The 17,359-nt window shown below is 32.9% G+C and carries 19 protein-coding genes and 5 pseudogenes; 1 reads left to right on the forward strand and 23 read right to left on the reverse strand.

Annotated elements, in window-relative coordinates; all coding sequences use genetic code 11:
- Positions 1-5: 5 nt before the first annotated feature.
- The 23 genes and pseudogenes from DK405_RS15200 to DK405_RS10255 form a co-directional block, all read right to left on the reverse strand.
- Positions 6-140, reverse strand: coding sequence for a hypothetical protein (locus DK405_RS15200; RefSeq protein WP_269459330.1), 135 nt, complete (start codon positions 138-140; stop codon positions 6-8).
- On the reverse strand, positions 127-2,022 hold the full coding sequence (locus DK405_RS10155; protein WP_231967775.1) for a conjugal transfer protein TraG N-terminal domain-containing protein: 1,896 nt from the start codon (positions 2,020-2,022) through the stop codon (positions 127-129). The genes DK405_RS15200 and DK405_RS10155 overlap by 14 nt, the downstream gene beginning before the upstream one ends.
- Positions 2,022-3,323, reverse strand: coding sequence for a conjugal transfer protein TraH (locus tag DK405_RS10160; RefSeq protein WP_109235003.1), 1,302 nt, complete (start codon positions 3,321-3,323; stop codon positions 2,022-2,024). The genes DK405_RS10155 and DK405_RS10160 overlap by 1 nt, the downstream gene beginning before the upstream one ends.
- Positions 3,320-3,985, reverse strand: coding sequence for a conjugal transfer protein TraF (locus DK405_RS10165; RefSeq protein ID WP_410522050.1), 666 nt, complete (start codon positions 3,983-3,985; stop codon positions 3,320-3,322). The genes DK405_RS10160 and DK405_RS10165 overlap by 4 nt, the downstream gene beginning before the upstream one ends.
- 62 nt (positions 3,986-4,047) lie before the next feature.
- Positions 4,048-4,179: a hypothetical protein gene (locus DK405_RS15205; RefSeq protein WP_269459339.1), complete on the reverse strand. Its 132-nt coding sequence runs from the start codon at positions 4,177-4,179 to the stop codon at positions 4,048-4,050.
- Complete coding sequence (locus tag DK405_RS10170) at positions 4,163-4,609, reverse strand: Panacea domain-containing protein (RefSeq protein ID WP_064612739.1); 447 nt, start codon at positions 4,607-4,609, stop codon at positions 4,163-4,165. Before DK405_RS10170 ends, DK405_RS15205 begins: the two co-directional genes overlap by 17 nt.
- Before the next feature lie 103 nt (positions 4,610-4,712).
- A complete protein-coding gene (locus DK405_RS10175; RefSeq protein WP_064612740.1) occupies positions 4,713-5,939 on the reverse strand; it encodes a tetratricopeptide repeat protein in 1,227 nt (408 codons plus the stop codon).
- 259 nt (positions 5,940-6,198) lie between these two features.
- The gene (locus tag DK405_RS15210; RefSeq protein WP_269459338.1) at positions 6,199-6,330 is read right to left on the reverse strand and encodes a hypothetical protein; all 132 of its coding nucleotides are present in this window, start codon (positions 6,328-6,330) and stop codon (positions 6,199-6,201) included.
- A gap of 22 nt (positions 6,331-6,352) precedes the next feature.
- Positions 6,353-7,330, reverse strand: a complete 978-nt coding sequence (gene traU, locus DK405_RS10185; protein ID WP_174197559.1) for a conjugal transfer pilus assembly protein TraU — start codon at positions 7,328-7,330, stop codon at positions 6,353-6,355.
- The gene (locus tag DK405_RS13200) at positions 7,331-7,504 is read right to left on the reverse strand and encodes a hypothetical protein (protein WP_174190469.1); all 174 of its coding nucleotides are present in this window, start codon (positions 7,502-7,504) and stop codon (positions 7,331-7,333) included. It abuts the gene before it with no gap.
- A 90-nt stretch (positions 7,505-7,594) separates the two neighbouring features.
- Complete coding sequence (gene traW, locus DK405_RS10190) at positions 7,595-8,254, reverse strand: type-F conjugative transfer system protein TraW (RefSeq protein ID WP_109510545.1); 660 nt, start codon at positions 8,252-8,254, stop codon at positions 7,595-7,597.
- Positions 8,251-10,744, reverse strand: a pseudogene (locus tag DK405_RS10195) (TraC family protein). Before DK405_RS10195 ends, traW begins: the two are co-directional and overlap by 4 nt.
- Complete coding sequence (locus DK405_RS10200) at positions 10,725-11,054, reverse strand: hypothetical protein (RefSeq protein ID WP_064612672.1); 330 nt, start codon at positions 11,052-11,054, stop codon at positions 10,725-10,727. The pseudogene DK405_RS10195 and the gene DK405_RS10200 overlap by 20 nt, the downstream one beginning before the upstream one ends.
- Positions 11,054-12,393: pseudogene (locus DK405_RS16280) on the reverse strand (TraB/VirB10 family protein). The gene DK405_RS10200 and the pseudogene DK405_RS16280 overlap by 1 nt, the downstream one beginning before the upstream one ends.
- Positions 12,394-12,431: 38 nt before the next feature.
- Positions 12,432-12,765, reverse strand: a pseudogene (locus tag DK405_RS10220) (hypothetical protein).
- Between the two features lie 144 nt (positions 12,766-12,909).
- A complete protein-coding gene (locus DK405_RS10225; RefSeq protein ID WP_109510711.1) occupies positions 12,910-13,386 on the reverse strand; it encodes a hypothetical protein in 477 nt (158 codons plus the stop codon).
- Positions 13,383-13,934 (reverse strand): annotated as a pseudogene (locus tag DK405_RS10230) (TraE/TraK family type IV conjugative transfer system protein). Before DK405_RS10230 ends, DK405_RS10225 begins: the two are co-directional and overlap by 4 nt.
- The gene (locus tag DK405_RS10235) at positions 13,934-14,269 is read right to left on the reverse strand and encodes a hypothetical protein (RefSeq protein ID WP_045913081.1); all 336 of its coding nucleotides are present in this window, start codon (positions 14,267-14,269) and stop codon (positions 13,934-13,936) included. The pseudogene DK405_RS10230 and the gene DK405_RS10235 overlap by 1 nt, the downstream one beginning before the upstream one ends.
- A 33-nt stretch (positions 14,270-14,302) precedes the next feature.
- Positions 14,303-14,398 (reverse strand): annotated as a pseudogene (locus DK405_RS10240) (IS5/IS1182 family transposase); the annotation flags it as partial.
- A 142-nt stretch (positions 14,399-14,540) separates the two neighbouring features.
- The gene (locus DK405_RS14590; RefSeq protein WP_231967053.1) at positions 14,541-14,786 is read right to left on the reverse strand and encodes a tyrosine-type recombinase/integrase; all 246 of its coding nucleotides are present in this window, start codon (positions 14,784-14,786) and stop codon (positions 14,541-14,543) included.
- A complete protein-coding gene (locus DK405_RS14595) occupies positions 14,783-14,965 on the reverse strand; it encodes a hypothetical protein (RefSeq protein WP_231967663.1) in 183 nt (60 codons plus the stop codon). Before DK405_RS14595 ends, DK405_RS14590 begins: the two co-directional genes overlap by 4 nt.
- Positions 14,931-15,779, reverse strand: coding sequence for a tyrosine-type recombinase/integrase (locus tag DK405_RS10245; protein ID WP_231967794.1), 849 nt, complete (start codon positions 15,777-15,779; stop codon positions 14,931-14,933). The genes DK405_RS14595 and DK405_RS10245 overlap by 35 nt, the downstream gene beginning before the upstream one ends.
- A gap of 418 nt (positions 15,780-16,197) precedes the next feature.
- Positions 16,198-16,488, reverse strand: coding sequence for a hypothetical protein (locus tag DK405_RS10255; RefSeq protein ID WP_045912390.1), 291 nt, complete (start codon positions 16,486-16,488; stop codon positions 16,198-16,200).
- Between the two features lie 369 nt (positions 16,489-16,857).
- Here DK405_RS10255 and DK405_RS10260 point away from each other — a divergent pair, with 369 nt between their 5' ends.
- Entirely contained in the window at positions 16,858-17,343 is a 486-nt protein-coding gene (locus DK405_RS10260; protein ID WP_011944565.1) for an RNA pyrophosphohydrolase, read from the forward strand.
- The last annotated feature ends 16 nt before the right edge of the window (positions 17,344-17,359 follow it).

A 17,359-nucleotide genomic window follows, 5' to 3' on the forward strand; every position in this document is an offset into this window, starting at 1 on the left:
CTATCTCAAGAGTATTTTTTCAATATCTGTAGTTTTTGCTCATACTCTTTTACTCCAGTAAAATTCTTCAATTCTGTTAACCTTTTTAACATTGTTTCATGTTCTGCAATGATATTTAGTATTAAATCACCACACCCCACCTCCAGCACTAGTACTAGTACTACTACTTTTACTGTGGCTAGTACCTGTATACTCAGTAGTAGCAATGCTACTAGAACCAACCTTCTGCAGAGCTTGGTATTCACTCTCAGTTAGACCTATATACAGAGCTTCATCATGAGTTATCCTGTCGGCTATTTCCATGGTAATGGAGTTTCCTGTTGAAATAAGATTGGACTCTTTTTTTGTCAGTGAATCAAGATTGCTCTGTGAACGCACAAACTGGTTTTGATATCCAGATTGTAGCAGTGCAGAAGAGCGGTAGTTATCTAATAATAAATCTACGTTTTTATTTATAATTTGTCGACCATCATCCGTTGTAGTGACTTTTATACTACCATCATTGATAATAGCAGCCATATGTAATGAAGGAGCTAGGTTTTGTTGAGAAATAGTTCTATTGCCTATGCTGTAATTATCCATACTCAAGTTATTGTCGACTATATTACTTCCTAAGCTGCTAGCAACTTGTATAGGAGAGAACTGGCTGGCTAAGTTAGCTGTAGCATGAGCGCAAGCTTTTATCACTGACCAAGAAAGCATTGGTATTGATGATGCAAGCATTTGAAACGTCGCATAGCTATATAAAATCATCTCTGCAAAGCTTCCTTGCGATAGCATATTCAGACCATAATCACTACCGAAAGCTCCAGATTTACTGGATAAGCTGATCATTCCTAGACAATGGATTATTGTAAAAAATACTGGCCAGCTGCTGACCCATATTATTAATAGAATCCATGTTTTGAGTATGTTGTAACCACCAGGCAGTAAGCCCATTGGAAATACAATAAAGATCATTGAAACTACTAATGCAAAAAAAACAGATTGTAAAATAGGCATCATGTGAGCAGCCATTTCCCCAGCGACTAGATACGAAAATGATTGTTGAAAGAGCCCTCTGATTGCATGCATACTCACCAGATTAGGATAAATTCGTGATAATGAAAACTTCTCACGCCAGTCATCATATGACTCACGATTAGCATTAAGTAGCATAGCTTGCTTCATCCATTCATGAATGTCTTGTTGCTCTCTCTGTAAATATTTTAGTGTGTCGCCAGTCATGACTTTTAGTCTTTGACTTAACATGCTTGACTGATCAGATTGAACTCCAATCGCTGCTGCGAACTTTGTTAGAAGCCCTTCATTTAATTCTTTATGAATTGCTGCTTTAATCAATGGAGTAGCTTGTCTGCATGTCTTGAAACTAATACCTAAATTACTAGGCTCACGATAATAAATACCGAAATTATTAGGTATATTCTGCTCGATAAATCCTATAATGTCATTAGTTTGTTGAGCAGCTGCTTTTTTGCCTAGAATATTACCTATGATGTAAGGCTTCATAAAGCATTGTCTAAGAAATTCCTTAGTATTAGTTAAAGTTACTGGATCATGTATTTGCACATCTCGAATCTTAGCTACAGCCTTAGCTCCAAACATAATACCAGTTTTTCTGCTTGATAGTCCTTCATAAGCCGGTAAAAGATGATTTTCCAACATTTTGGACACAAAGTAACTCGTTTGCGATGAAAGAGAAGCAAACATTGCAATACCTATCGGAATATTATCAACTTTTACTGGTGCACTCATTGATACCTCATCCTTGAGCCAAACAGTAGCTTTGGGGGCAAATAACAGCGTAAAAATAAATATCGATGGAAAGAACCACTCCATAGCAAAGATGCCGATATTTCCTCTAAAAATAGCCCTAGTAGCAGCCCATATGCCGCCAATAGTCAAGGCTAAGTGGCCTACTGGAGTGAAGTATTCGCTATTTGAAGCAAAGACTCTGCCTATGCCGTTAAACACATGCCATAACAGATCTCCACCACCAAATGTGTATATTACGTAATCCATTAACTTTTCTCCTTCGCTATTAAATGCTGCTCTATTAATCTAGCCCTTTTATCTATTCGACTTGCATCTGTTTGTAGGCTAGTCCATTTCTCATTTGCAAAAAGTTGTACCCGATTCAATTCCTTCAAATATCTTTCTAAATGTTCATTCGAAACTTGCTTAGCACCTAGTGAAGTAACGGCTCTACGTATTTCGGTGATTACTTCCTTCAAATGCTGAACTAATGTATAGCTAGCTATTAATTCTGATGAGCTATCTAAAATTGTGACTCCAGAAATATATTCTAATATGATATAATCATAAATCGGAAATATATCTCCAATCGAAGATAAAAAGGCTATTTCATGGTTACTAAATTCAGTATTATAATCAAACTTATTTTTTAGATTAGTCAATTGTTGTTTAGCTTTACCTGCATAAGACTGCTCTGGTGATATTGTGATATTTCGTCGCAAGCTTGGATGCAAGCAACTAACATTATCACAACTGTAAATCGAGGCTGATTCTCCGCCTTTTAAATGACTAATCCAACTTTTTTCATCCTGAGCTAATGAGTCATAAAAGTGTACATTATTGTTTGTAACCACGATAGTGCCAGTCATAGACATGATTGAATCATGCATATTTGATGGTATTCCAACCTTTGCTGCTGCTTTAGTGAAGATGTTATAATCATCAAGCATTAACTCTGAATCCTTGTTTTGTGCTTGTCGTAGAGCTTGTTTTTGATCTAAATAATTACGACATTTTTTACCAGCGGCAAAATAATCAAACCCGCTTTGTGACTGTATATCACGGCAAACAGCTTCTCTCATAGCCCAGTTCTTTGGTAAAGCTGTAGCAAATAATGCTTTTGTTAATTCACAATCTCCTTTGGCAAATTGATTCATCTCCATTGCTAGATTACGCAAGTCCTTAAGAGCATTTTCGATCTGTGGAGCAAATGTTTTTAATCCTAATGAAAATGCATAAACTTTAGCTTGAGAACCAATGTTTTTCATTAGTTGAACTAATTCTTCTCCAGAAATAACAGAGAAGCTACCAAGATAGGCGTCAATACCGCTACAGCTCATGTTTAAAGATGGTGGAGTTATAGCAAATGGCTGAAATGATGTTTGGCTTGTTCTGGCAGATAATCCGCCAGCTGCATAATATCCAGCCGCTTGATCTTGATATGATCCAGATCTAGTAACATTAACACTCATTCCTTGAAATACGTTTTCGATATTCCAAGCTAGTGATACTGGAGCTTGTAGCGAAAATAATGCTGCAATAACATAAACTCTGATTTTGATGCTCATCTAGTCTCCAACTTATGATAATATCTATCGATTGCTAGAATATTGTCGATAATTTTATCTTCAGAAATTATGGCTCTAGCTACTGAATATATTTTCTTACCATCGCTAGCTACTGAATATAACACAGGTACAACATGCTTAGGATTTAATTTATTCAGCAACTCATTATTCTTGCTGACAGCTAGCAACTGAAATGCATATTTATTAGCAAAGTCCTGAACAATAGGCATAAACGCCTTACAGAGCAAGCAATCTTGTTTAACTTGCAAAATTAATCCCCAGTTTTTAGCAATGTTTTTGAGTTTTAAGTCGTTTTTCTGCTCTGATTTTTCTTGATACAGCTTTCTATGTAAGCTATTAGCTGGCTCATGAGCATTAATCAGTTGATAATCAAGTAGAGTAGCTAGTTGCCACATAGTAGCAAACTTATGCGCCTTCTCCATGATTTTTTTCTGTAGCCTTTGAGCTGTAATCACATTTTCGAGCGTTGGATTATCAAGCGCTATACGCTGAGCTCGATTAAATTGCTCCTTTAATTCCTCGATTCTATGGTCATGAGCTCTCCGCATCAATTTAGAAGTAGAGTCATCAAGCTCATGACCATGTTTATCATTATACCATAAAAACCATGTTGGCAAAGAGTTAGCAGTAGCTAATTCCATCGACAAGTAACCAAATAGCACTATTATTACCGATAAGTGTATTGCATTCATTGATCTCAATCCTAAGGAACTCCACTATCATAGTTCATCCACCATTGATCTTCAGCATTTACTATTTCTGCAGTATCTTTTTTTGAAACAGGTAAAAGATAATCTTCAATATTTTTTATATGATTTTTAAAAAATATTCTCATCTCTTTTTTTAGTAATCGCACGGCTAGGGCGTATAATGGCTTGTTGCCAAATAGAATGCAAATGTGTTAAGTCACGCAAATAAGATGCTGTATGTTCACCATAAGAAGAATATATTTTATAAATTAACTCTTTTTGTTGATTAGTATAAATACTGAAATCTATTTCTCCTGGAGCAGGAATTGCATTAGCTTCAAAGCCGCCAAATACAGAACGTAAATGCCGTACTACAGGTCCATTTTCCCATGCTTCAATATCTTCTTTAAAAAGAGGCTTATCAAATAAAGCTAGATGCACACCTTGTGCAAAATACACTAAATTTTGCAGTTTCAATTGAGTTATTACATCTCCTGCTTCTCTATCAACCAATACTAGAAAATAGCTAGCAACATCAAAACAACTCAATAACTCACCCTTTTGTTGTATAGTCATGATTTTATTATTATATCTTATGACTATTTTATAACAATTTGTATCACAAATAAATCATGATAATGCCTTATAATACCTGCTTATTACAGATATCATTTAAAAATCAAGATTGCTTTTTAATACCTGCAATTTCTTGTTTGAGTATATTTATTAACTTGTATAATGTTCCATTATTAGGATCATATTTAATAGCTAAATCAAAATTTACTATTGCTTCTTGGTGTTGTCCTAATCTATACAAACAAAATCCTTTCATATAATAAGCAAATGAATGATTAGGTTTATACTTAATAGCTAAATTAAAACTTTCTATTGCTTTTTTATATTGTTCTAATTTACTTAAACAAACTCCTTTATTACAATAAGCGTCTACATGATTAGGATTATACTTAATAGCTAAATCAAAACTTTCTATTGCTTCTTTGTATTGTTCTAATTTACTTAAACAAATTCCTTTATTGTAATAAGCATCTTCATGATTAGGATTATACTTAATAGCTAAATTAAAATTTCCCATTGCCTCTTTATATTGTTCTAATTGGCCTAAACAAACTCCTTTATAATAATAAGATTCTGCATGATTAGGATTATATTTAATAGCTAAATCATAATTTTCTATTGCTTCTTTATATTGTTTTAATTTGCCTAAACAAACTCCTTTCATATAATAAGCATCTTCATGATTAGGATTATACTTAATAGCTAAATCATAATTTTCTATCGCTTTTTGAAGCTGTTTTAATTCATTTAAACAAACTCCTTTCATATAATAAGCATCTGCATAATCAGGTTTATACTTAATAGCCAAATTAAAATTTTCTATCGCTTTTTGAAGCTGTTTTAATTCATTTAAACAAACTCCTTTCATATAATAAGCATCTGCATAATCAGGTTTATACTTAATAGCCAAATTAAAATTTTCTATCGCTTTTTGAAGCTGTTTTAATTCATTTAAACAAACTCCTTTATTATAATAAGCTTCTGCATAATCAGGTTTATACTTAATAGCCAAATTAAAATTTTCTATCGCTTTTTGAAGCTGTTTTAATTCATTTAAACAAACTCCTTTATTATAATAAGCTTCTGCATAATCAGGTTTATACTTAATAGCTAAATCGTAGTTTTCTATTTCTTCTTGATGTTGTTCTAATTCACCTAAACAAAATCCTTTATTAACATAAGCTTCTGCATCATTAGGTTTATACTTAATAGCTAAATTAAAATTTTCTATTGCTTCTTGATATTTGTTTAACTTAAGAAATGAAATTCCAACATTAAAATGTTTTTCTGCTAACATTGCTTTATCCTGCATTAATTTCTGATGTAACATGTTGATTGTTGTTTCGTTTTGATGCGATGGTCGTATTTAACAGTATTAATAACACAGCTATTATATATTTTACAAATTTCATATGATTATTAATTACCATTTAAATTTTTGATTAGCTACTAAACACCAAATAATTACTAAATTAGAGGTGTTATAATTAATCCTTCTTTTATATTTTTTTCAGTCTTATTAATAAATATTATCAGAAATTCTATTAATATTCTTTATTTTTTTTATTATTACAACCTGTTATAATAAATTATGTTGCATTAAATACGTGTGATTTTCTATAGGTTGAGACAAAAATAAAAGTTTTTTGCTTGTCCAAAAAAAAAGCATTAGCATTATTAACAAATAATAAAACCATCAACATCATTACTCGTATAACCATATTCCTCTCCAAGCTTTATAAATCAAAGCAAACAGCAATCTCTTTTTCGCCAAATCAAGTAACCGAAATCTTCACCATTAACTGGAAATTCTCTACCAGCTTGCCATATAGCTTCTGTTTGACCTATGCTCTTGCAGGATTTTGTTTCTGGAATTGGATAAGTCATTTGTAGTCGATACTGACTTTTCTTGATAATAGGCATTGGATACTTACCACATAGGCCTTTATAACCATAATATCCCCATAACATCAGTTGCCTATGCATTTTAGCCATAAACTTACTTACCATTAATACAGATGTTCCAACTCCACCATTATGCGCTGCAGCTGTTCCAGTGAAAGGGTAAAGCATTCCTTGACATCCAGCACACCAAAAAGCATAATCGCTTGCTAATAAACCAGCGCTACAACTGATGCAATCAGCTATACATGCTTGATAAGCAGCTACATTTTGAAACAACAACGTTTCTGGATTTAAAATCGCAGATTTTGCATCGTCACTCCATAATGGATCAAACTCTGTTAAATATGCTATATCGACTGCAGCCATTTCCAGACAAATAAAATCAAGCAAAATTTCCAGCCAGTAAATCACGGGATAGACATACCAATGAATGTGGTAAAAAGCACTTCCTTCAGCCTCATCTTTCATGCCTTTTTGAGTAGCAGTTCCAAATGACAAACCTCCAAGACTTACCATACACATTGGTGACTTTGTAACGTCTACAAGGCGTACTGGCTCCCAAAATCCTACCGGAATACCAGGTATAGGCACTGGAATCCCTGGCTTAGGACAAAGACATATAAGTCTACCAGAAGCATTAGTATCAGGCATTGAACTGCTTACTACCTTAAATCCAGCTATAGTAATTGGAAACAAGCACTTCCAACATACATCTGTTATAGGATTTACAAATCTTCCAACACACCCAGCAGCTGCATAACAGTTATTAGCTGTTATAGACATTACTATCGCTAACAAAATTACCAGTTCCTTCACTCACTTTGCTTGCATTGATGAAATTTTACGAAGAAGTTTTGGATATCTATTTCCTGGAATTAAATATAAAGTTTCACCACCTGGATTTACTATCTCTTGTATTTCACCTCGTAGCGTATTATTAACTATTTTAACTAGATCTTGTTCTAATTGCTGTAATTTCCAACTTTTCATATAAAACCTTCTTTTAAGTTGAATCTAATAGTATATTGAGTTATACTGCTTACAGCATATTATGTAACTTCCAACGTGCGTTATATGCTTTTAATAGGTGCTTACTTCGCTAATTTTAAGCACAGTGTTTTCTTGCTCTATTATGGCTGGCACAGCTTGTATTTTAAACTTCATACTCAAAAAACCCAATTGATCGAAGAATACGTGCCGGCCTAATAGATTGCTAAGTTCAATAGGATTTCCATTAACTAACACTATCTTTCCTGGTCTTGATTTTGCCCAAGCGACCTGATCTTCATCATCTCCATCAATTAATATTAGTGGTTCACCCCAATTTATTATCTCTAAAGGATTTATTTTAGTTCCTCTCCTTACTATTATTATACCATTTTTTGTCTTAATGTCATCCTTTTGAACATAGGTAGAATCATATATTCGCGTTTTATTTTCAGTAGCTTTACTCAAATTTTTTACTGGAACTGGTCTCATGATTTTTTGCCTAACTTTTTCCTGAAATTCCAGCTGCATTTGATTCAACAAACCACTTTTTGATGCAGCATTAAGTTTAGCCATAATCACCTCCAGTAATGATTCCTCAATGATTGGAAAAACATGCCCTCTAGTCCCATAATCCTTAATCTCAACACCTATATCAGCATTTAATAAATTGGCTCTTATATCGCTTACTTGATAAGCAACGGCAAATAAAGCAAAGAATGTACCTATACTAATTACTGCTCCGTGCTTCATGGAATTATTTTCCGTTCTCTTATCACATAATTAATTGCCTCACTGACATTCATCCCTTTAGCCATGTGATCTTCTATTGCTTGATAATCTCTAGCATTCGTTGAAGTTAACAGCAGAGTAAACGGATCAATCATTAATCTGCCTATAACACCTGAAACATTAGGGCTATAAATAGCTATTTCACTATAATACGGAGGATTTGAATGTACAGATTGCAGTAAATTCAGCTTCCAATCCTCATCAACAAACCCTGCAAGCTTATGGTTAGCTCTCATTGCCTTAAACGATTCAGAATTTTGCTTCAAAATTATCTTATGCGATGAGTTCTCAAACGCCTTTTCAGACGCAGAACCCTCTTGACGAAAGTAATCCGTGAGTTGCTGAGTTGCTAAAGCAATCGATCCATTATATTTTCGAGCTATTCGACCTGCTTCTTCAATAAACTCTCCTGAACGCTTTCCAGCTAATAGCTTCCAAGCTTCATCTATCATAATTAAAAATGGTCTACTTCTATCTCCCTTAACCATTGTTTGATTAATATGAACAATCATAATCTGTACAATCACAGCTAATAGCTCTGGTACAGAGCGTAGATGATCAGTTTCAATTACCACAATATCAGAGTTTAGAGATAATTGCGCCTTACCGCTAAAAAATCTTCCATGTTGACCATCTTTAGTAAAAGGAAAGAGCATATTTCCAAGCTCTTTAGCATATGATTCTTCTCTATTTGATAACCAGTCTGCAATATCCGTGATTTCAGCTTTAGCTCCCTTTTTTTGCCAGACTGATATCAAAGCCCTCTGTAGCATTGGTTGTTGTAAATCGCTTGTTCCATACTGTGGAGCAGCCATAGTAGCTAAAATGGATGGAAAGTTAGATAAAAAATCCGATCTAGCTTCTATAGACTTTGCGCTGTCATCCTCTGGCACCTCTGAAAATGGATTAATTGATACAGGATTTTTCATGTCGAATTCTATGTATCTACCACCTAGAATCAAGCATGTACGCTTAAACGATCTTCCGTAATCAAGAACAAAAACTTTACCACCAACTCCTAGAACAGATAGCATTAATTCTTGCATGAAAACAGATTTTCCAGAGCCTGGAACTCCAGCTATACAAAGGTTAAAGTTCTCATTTGGAGCTGCTGCATTCTTATTTAATGCAGGTAATAAAGCTCCACCAAAAGGAGACCAGTACATTATTTGACCTCGTCTTCCAGCTAGCAACATACCTGGAGAACTTAAATCACCTTTCCATTCACCGATTATTGGCAATAATACTTTGCTCTCTACAGAAACAGTTTTTATGCCTCTACCTAAGCTAGAAAGAGCTACTCCAACTCCTGATGTTTTATTTTGACCCAATATACCTTTTGGGCCTTGCTCAACTAACTGCATTGGTAGCGCAGCTAGTAACACGGCTACATGATCATATTTGCATGGTACAAAATACCATCCACTGCGTCTTAACATCGAACAAAAGGCCGATGCAGATTGCTTAGCCTTTTTTGTTTTATCAAACATAATAACGTTGAAGTGAATATTAACAACTCTATCACCACTCTGTAGAGCAGCTACTACATCAGCTAAATCAGCAGTTTCTTGTTGTATGTCATGAAAAAAATTTGCCCATTCCTGCATTAATATTTCTTTCTAGTGCCTCTCTTTTGGTTATAGCAGCAGTTCTTTCCATAGCTTGATTTGGTAAAATTTGCAGACCAAAATGAATCAGGAAATTTGATTTTATATATTCATCACGACGCATTTCATTACCTAAAAACAGATCCATAGCAGATAATTTCCACTCTGCAGGCCTATTTCTTGCTTCTAGACTGATAAATATTTGATCATCATTTACATTTACACAATCATCATTCTCAAATAACGAGAAATCTCCACTTAGAATTTGTTCAGACAATATTTCATACTGGTTAATATTTGAATGTTCTTCTTCAGGCCAGCCAAATATTACTCTCAGAAACTTTAATAATTGCTGTGCATTCACATTTTCAGTGCTTAATCCAATTGACCTAAACGTATCTTTTAAAGCATCTCGTCTGCGAATCATATCATCGATATTTGCATTTAAATTAGGTATAGTAACTGAAATCAACAATACTACATCCTTTACAGAGCCTGACTTTTGAGCTTGATCACGTAAAAATTCTGTTCTTTTATTAGCTAACTCAATAAATATCTCTCCTTTACGATATGACTGCCAGTTGCTTAAAAAATTCTCTATATTATTACTACCAATCATCAAGACTTGCAGGCTACTTTCACCAGGTAAATTTTCATCGCTTTTCAGAAATTCAGCAATTTCATTTTGAGCAGAAACACTAGCTCCAACTAATGGCCATGCAAGCAATACAAAACCTATTGAACCACGATTAAAGAATAGCTGAGTCTCATCATCATATGATTCATAGACAAAGTGTTTAGAAAATCTTTCTCGATCAAAATCCTTATGTATGCTTGCGTTCACCTTGACTCTGTTTTAATTTAAATAAATTAATAAGATATTTTTTTGGTTTTTTCGGCGACTTGTTAACAACAGCTACGCTTTGAATAGCTTTAGCTTGCCTGTAGCATAGAATACAACGTCTTTTTGATTTAGTTTTGGATGTTTCAACTTTCTCAAGATTATCAATATCAAAAGCGCCTTGAGCAACCATATTCTTTATTTCGTATAAAGACTTACATTTTAGCCCTTTAGGAATTTTACAATCAAAAGTACTTTCGAAAAAGAAACTGGTTAGGCTCATACAGCACAATAGCAATAATAAAAACTTCATTATAAATAATACTCCTCTAACTTTTGTGATTGATCGAATTTATTATGCAAATTAACTTTTTCATTGTTAGTTGATTGTGAATAAGTTGAATTATGTGGCTTCTTCTTGTGCTCACGTAAGTCAAAACCTTTTTTAAATACAACATCGATGACTCTACCTGAGGCAACAACAATGACTGGGCTCATAGAATCAGCTCGTTTTATAGCAAAATCAGCTAGCTTATCAAAAGCATTGCTAGCTCCAGCGTAAGCTCCAGACTGAAGCGCATCTCCAACACTTAACTCTGATTGCGCCTGACCTGGAGTCATTATATTTAACGTTGGAGCTGTTGTCATATCAGGTTTAATAGCTTTAGCTTGCCGAAACTTAGCCATACTGCTAAATACTCCATTTAATGCAGCCATTTTTACTACTTTAGACGATTTATTCACCACTATTCCTTTAATTCCAAAACGTCCGTCTTCGCCTATCAATCAGCCTTCCACCTTTTTTTTCGATAATATCTCCTTGGTTATTGACTACTGAAAGAGTTTCGATGCGACATTTAGCTCTCTCTGAGGAAATCTCTCCATTACATGATCCAATTAAAATCGCCTTTTTGATTTGATCAGTTTTATATTTATCATAAAGAATTGCTGTATCAAGCAACTGCAGAACAATTGGTTCTGGTGATGAAGAGCTGTTTGTTCCTGTGCCTACAACGACTTCAATAAGTAGGACAGCTCTAGCAGAACTACCGCTAGTAACATAGTTCTCAACATTTTTTTTGCTCAGATTCAGCTCTCCTAAGATTTACATAAGGCTTTACTACTACAGGAGCTTGCTCTGTTTTGTTATCATGTGGTGAATTTAAAATATGATGATTAAGATCAGAACTAAATTCATCACTATCATTATTATATAGACTCTGCTTAGGCTGATTCTCCAATATCTCAAGTTTTTGGTTAAAATTATTAATTTGGGCTGTAATTTCTAAATATCTGCTTTCTGTTACATTTTCAAATCTATCTTTTAATGTTTTGACTTCATTAAGTATTTCCTCTGTCCATTTCGCTCTCAAATCTACAGCTTGTTCTATTCCAGAAATCGCTTCTCTTGACTCACGATTTTCAATAAAAATTATAGATTCTTTCGTTTTACCACTTTCAGATAAAAAAAATGAAACAACCATTATTGTGATGCTTATAAAAGTTAAGGCAATTACTGGCTTTCTACGAATGATATTTGTTAATTCTGATAACTTGCTATTAGACCTAACACCAGATTCAGCCTTTGGTTTATCATTTAGCTCTAAATCTTCTTCTTTTGTATTATTATTGTCTGAATTGTCCTGTTCCACTATTCCTCCGCTTTTTGAATGTTAATGTTTCTACCTTATCAATTAATTTTCATACCACTGGCAATTCACTAGGTAAAAGCCTAAAATAACACCAATTGCTACCATTACTCCTGCAAGCTTTATATTCCCTCGTGCTACAGCCCAAATCGATGATAAAATAGTTGCGCTTGATATACCTATTGTTTTTAGCTTTCCACTAAAAAGTCCGTCTATTTTATTAAGCTGTCCTTCAAGAGTATCAGCTAATGCTGGCTCAAAAGAAAAAACACAAGCAGTAATTATAATAATTAACAGCCCTACAACTACATTATTCCACTGTATTCTAAATGTAGGGTTTAGCATATTTAGTCGAGATTTTTGATATATGAACATTGTTATTGCTTATTAGTAAATTTTGCATTATTCTCCTAGTGCTAGTGAATTCCACATTGAATGAAATTTTACTTTGAAGCGAGTTTCAGATACCCTACCAGAACTTCAAGTCTTTGAAGTAAAAACTAGCATTTTAAGCCAGTTTTATTTTTCCTTAGTATTTCTACTTTGTTTTTTAGAAGGTTTTGCTGTTAATTCTTTTGTATTAAGGTCATTACTGAACAAATTGTTATTGTTTTGTTTTGAATTATCCTTTTCCTCTATTTTTGTAGCAGCATTAACAAGCATTATAGGGCTTGGAGTTTTTGGAGTAAAAGTTAACATTAAATCTTGAATTGTTTTATATTTTCCTATTACCATTAAATAAACTTTGTTTTCTTCTGCTCGTGGAGCAATAAACAAACATCCAGACTCATGAACTATACCTTCAACTGTGTTTTGAGGGTACATAAGAATATCATTAATTTTTTCATCTTTAAGATTAATTCTTGTTGGCCCACTATCAGAAATCTCAAGCTTAAGCAGCTCATCATCTTCTAACTCATATTCTACCGCATATATATTATTAACGTTGACTAAAGCAATAAGCCCTATCATAAATCTCAAAACTCTAATACTCATTTTTTTATTCCATTCTCTTTAACACCAGTCAATAACAAAAGGTAATTAGGAGTTCGCTTGTAAGTCAAAAGGTAAGTCTTATCGACAGCTATATGTTTACTATCGCTAAACCAATAACGAAGCGTTCCACTAATTAATACTCCATTCATTTATCACTTCAACATTCTTCGGAAAAAAGACTGAAGATACATTTGAGCCTTTAACAAATTGCAAATGATTCTGAAAAAAATTTTTAAAGATTCAGTATTACTGAATGCCACTTTCATGTCTGCTGTTTGTCTTTCTACCTCATTTGGAGAAGTAGTAAATAAAAATTTCATCACATAAATTGCCCATTCCTTTAAATAGGTTTCATGGTAATTTTTTGATGAAACCATCATTTTACGATCAGGCTCCATTGCTGGAATTAATAACCACTTTTCTTCTTTGGTAATTGCAGCCATTATCGCAATTATATTAGCTGCAGCTAGCAATATAGTTACTGAAAGTAAGCATTTATTATATTTAACCAGCTCTTGTATAGCATTTTGCTTAAAGAGATGATTCATTATTTGCCAACTTTTTTGCCCAGAAGTCTTGAATATCCTAATGGAGCTGGCAATAAACCTTTAGCTACTAAAAAACTTTTTAGCAAAAAATTCTCCGGTACCTTCTTAAATTTCTTAAAGCAATAACATAGAGCAATTCCTCCAACCATAAATGCTAGGCCTAATTTAGCATGCCTGCTGTTTAGTAGTACAATTCCTGGAGCTACTCCAGCTAGCACTACTCCCCATTCGTCAATGCTCAAACCCATATACTTCAACGGCCTCGATAATGCCCAACATAATTTTTGATTTTGCATAATCACCTTTAGCCGCAATTGTAGCATGAGATTTCTCATTCTACTACTATAATAGACCTCTTTCGAAACTGGTTAACGTAGTTCAAAATTATAAATGCCAGAGATCAAATTAAATCTAAAACCGAATCTTTTACGTCTATTTGGATATTTATTAGCAATAATTTTGAACTACGTTAACCAGTTTCGAAAGAGGTCTAATGTTTAAATTAGCTAAACATCTTCAAACACAGATTTTACCTGCAATAATTAGTTTACATACATGCATGTGCGACATGAAGTCGCACTATTCTTACCACGACGTTTATTTTAGTTAGATAGTATTATAAATATTATAACTTCTAGCACATTCACTAATTATTTGTGTAGCCTTAGACATATACTCTCGTACTAACTCCATACAAGGTATATTATAATGCATTGTTGAGTTTGGATTAATATGATTCAATGCTATACCAATTGTCCTCTGACTTGCGCCTGCATCCCCCATACAACTTGCTAACGTCCTTCTTAGATCGTGTATTCTGAAATTTTTTATGCCAGCCTTTTTACAAATTATCTTCCATGCTTCATATGGCTTTCTAAGTGTCCACTTTTGCTACTATCGCTTTGTAGCACCAATTTACTTTTAGATGTTAATTTCCTTGCTTGCAATATTTCCATTGCCTCATCTGTTAATGATATATTTTGCGCCTTTCCGTTCTTAGTTTTTTGGTATATGCCATATTTTTCTTTCAAAATCTATATTGTCACATTCCATCTCTAACGCATTACTTTTTCTAGCTGCAGTATATAACGCTAGTAATGCAAAATCTCTTATCAACGGAGTTGTTTCTCTGCATAATACTTCTAAAAATCTCCCCATTTCATCGTAACTTAGACGTCTCTCTCTTGCTTGCAGTTTATGCTGCTCTATTCCTATAGTAGGATTGTTTTCTATTAATCCCCATTTTTTTGCCTTATTAAACATAGTGCGTAATGTTACTAGAAATAGATTTGCTGTAGCATATTTTTCCTCTTTGCTGATATCATTGAATATTTGTTGAATATCACTCATTCGAATCTGGCTTATCTTTTTTCCATATAATGATTGTGCATAAGTATGTACTCTGTCAGTATACTCTTCCCAGTTTATAGTATATATTTTGGCATACTCTTCAATATACCTATAACACAGCTCTTTGAATGTAATATCGTTAGCTTTTCTTTCTCTTTCTTTTATACGATTCTCATTTTCTTCTATCTGTTGTTGACGTTTTACTGCTCTTGGATCTATTCCGTTCGCCATTAATGTCTTTAATTCTCTTGCTATTTTTCTAGCTTCTTTAATAGATAAATATGGAAATTCCCCTATCGTTATTTTTAAACTCTGGTTTTTAAATTTTTGTTCTAAAACCCATGTTTTTCTTACTCTTCCTCTACGGACTACCCATGAGATTTTCAGTTTAAGTCCTATTATATCTGGATCGTGGATAATTGATAATTTTTCTCCCTCAGAAATGTTAATTTTATTTAATACCTGCTTTATAAACTTTGATGATATTGAATGCATAATCACCCCACATAATATTAATGTTGATATTATTAATATATATTACGTTTTATTAAACATCCGATATAAATTATGCTTTTTTTGATATCAAATTTTTTATACTAATTTGTTCATAATACATATAACTTGAAAATCGCTTATCAATCCCAGGTTGTATATATTTTTTGATCATTAGATTAACCTCTAGATTGAAAACTGACCACCAATTTCCTAAATTTTCTGTCAACCTTTTGTCAACCTTTTGCTTTAATTTTTTTGTTATATTGACAAATATTGCAAATATGTTTATAGTTAAGGTTGAAGCTTGATTAAAAATATTAATAAAAGTTAACACAAGTTAATAGTAGGTTCTATAAAGTGTAAAAGTTAATAAAAATTAACTTTTCTTCATCCTTATACTTGCTCTGCCTTTGCACCTTTACCTATAGAATATCTTATTATTAATATTATCTTCATTTACAATTTCTAATTCACTAAACCATATTTTATCAATAACTTGCTCATATTTGTAATGTCGAAGTATGTATTTTCGTACTTTGAACAATATAGAGTTAGAACCTAGCTCTTTACTAAGTTCTGAAAGGTAATCTTCATCACTTATTTGTTGCTGTACAACTGTTGTTTTTTGATACTCCGTTGTGCTATTAGTAACTTGTTTTGATTCATCAAATGGTATAACTTGTAACTGCTCAATATCGTTGCTATGCACAGCTCGTACCTCATGTAATATTTTGTAATTTTTTTGTTGTAAGAGTAGTTACTTACATTGACAAAAAATACAAATTTAGCTACAGTTAAGCTTGAAATTACAAATGAGATAATAAACTTTAATAGCAGTATTTATATACTTTACAGGAAAGAAAGTTGTTGCTTTAGTACTTATGCTAACTCATTTTTAGTTATCTTTTTTATTAAGAACTAGCGTTTTTACAGAATTAATTATTTTTTCTTTTATTAGAACTTATGATATCTGTTGTTAACGCGAAGACTTGATTAGTGCAAAATTCAGATCTATGTTTTTCTATTTTCTATATTGAACTGTAGTTAATAATAGTACAAATTAAAGCCTTTATACATCATGGATGATAAAATAAAAAATTACAATAACTTACCATATCGGATAGGTGTAGGTATGGTGATTATTAATCAGAAGAAAGAAATTTTTACAGGTCAAAGAATAGATTCAGCACGTCAATACTGGCAAATGCCACAAGGAGGAATCATTTTGGGAGAAACATATAGTAAAGCTGTATTAAGAGAAATGAAGGAGGAAATTGGTTGCAATAAAGCTATTATAATGGCAGAAAGTAGAAATTGGTACAGCTATCACATTCCAAAATTTCTTGTGCATAAATTGTGGAATAGCAACTTTAAGGGGCAAAAACAAAAGTGGTTTCTGATAAAATTCCTTGGAAAGGATGAAGATATTAATATAAATACAATATACCCAGAATTTAGTCAATGGAAGTGGATGAATAGTAACCAACTGATAAATAATGCGTTGCCATTTAAAAGAAAGCTTTATAAAGCAGTAATCAATGAATTTCACATATTTTTATTATAATTGCTCTTTTTAATAT

This window comes from Orientia tsutsugamushi (assembly GCF_900327275.1).
Taxonomy (GTDB): Bacteria; Pseudomonadota; Alphaproteobacteria; order Rickettsiales; family Rickettsiaceae; genus Orientia; species Orientia tsutsugamushi.

Coding starts and splice junctions, on each gene's coding strand:
- DK405_RS10155 (WP_231967775.1), bottom strand. CDS start 2,022: ATGGATTACGTAATATACACATTTGGTGGTGGAGATCTGTTATGGCAT.
- DK405_RS10175 (WP_064612740.1), bottom strand. CDS start 5,939: ATGTTACATCAGAAATTAATGCAGGATAAAGCAATGTTAGCAGAAAAA.
- DK405_RS10165 (WP_410522050.1), bottom strand. CDS start 3,985: ATGGAATTAGCTACTGCTAACTCTTTGCCAACATGGTTTTTATGGTAT.
- DK405_RS10260 (WP_011944565.1), top strand. CDS start 16,858: ATGGATGATAAAATAAAAAATTACAATAACTTACCATATCGGATAGGT.
- traW (WP_109510545.1), bottom strand. CDS start 8,254: ATGAAGCACGGAGCAGTAATTAGTATAGGTACATTCTTTGCTTTATTT.
- DK405_RS10170 (WP_064612739.1), bottom strand. CDS start 4,609: ATGACTATACAACAAAAGGGTGAGTTATTGAGTTGTTTTGATGTTGCT.
- DK405_RS15205 (WP_269459339.1), bottom strand. CDS start 4,179: ATGAGAATATTTTTTAAAAATCATATAAAAAATATTGAAGATTATCTT.
- DK405_RS10225 (WP_109510711.1), bottom strand. CDS start 13,386: ATGAGTATTAGAGTTTTGAGATTTATGATAGGGCTTATTGCTTTAGTC.
- DK405_RS10160 (WP_109235003.1), bottom strand. CDS start 3,323: ATGAGCATCAAAATCAGAGTTTATGTTATTGCAGCATTATTTTCGCTA.
- DK405_RS10200 (WP_064612672.1), bottom strand. CDS start 11,054: ATGAAGTTTTTATTATTGCTATTGTGCTGTATGAGCCTAACCAGTTTC.
- DK405_RS10245 (WP_231967794.1), bottom strand. CDS start 15,779: ATGCATTCAATATCATCAAAGTTTATAAAGCAGGTATTAAATAAAATT.
- DK405_RS15210 (WP_269459338.1), bottom strand. CDS start 6,330: ATGGTTATACGAGTAATGATGTTGATGGTTTTATTATTTGTTAATAAT.
- DK405_RS13200 (WP_174190469.1), bottom strand. CDS start 7,504: ATGAAAAGTTGGAAATTACAGCAATTAGAACAAGATCTAGTTAAAATA.
- DK405_RS10235 (WP_045913081.1), bottom strand. CDS start 14,269: ATGAGAAATCTCATGCTACAATTGCGGCTAAAGGTGATTATGCAAAAT.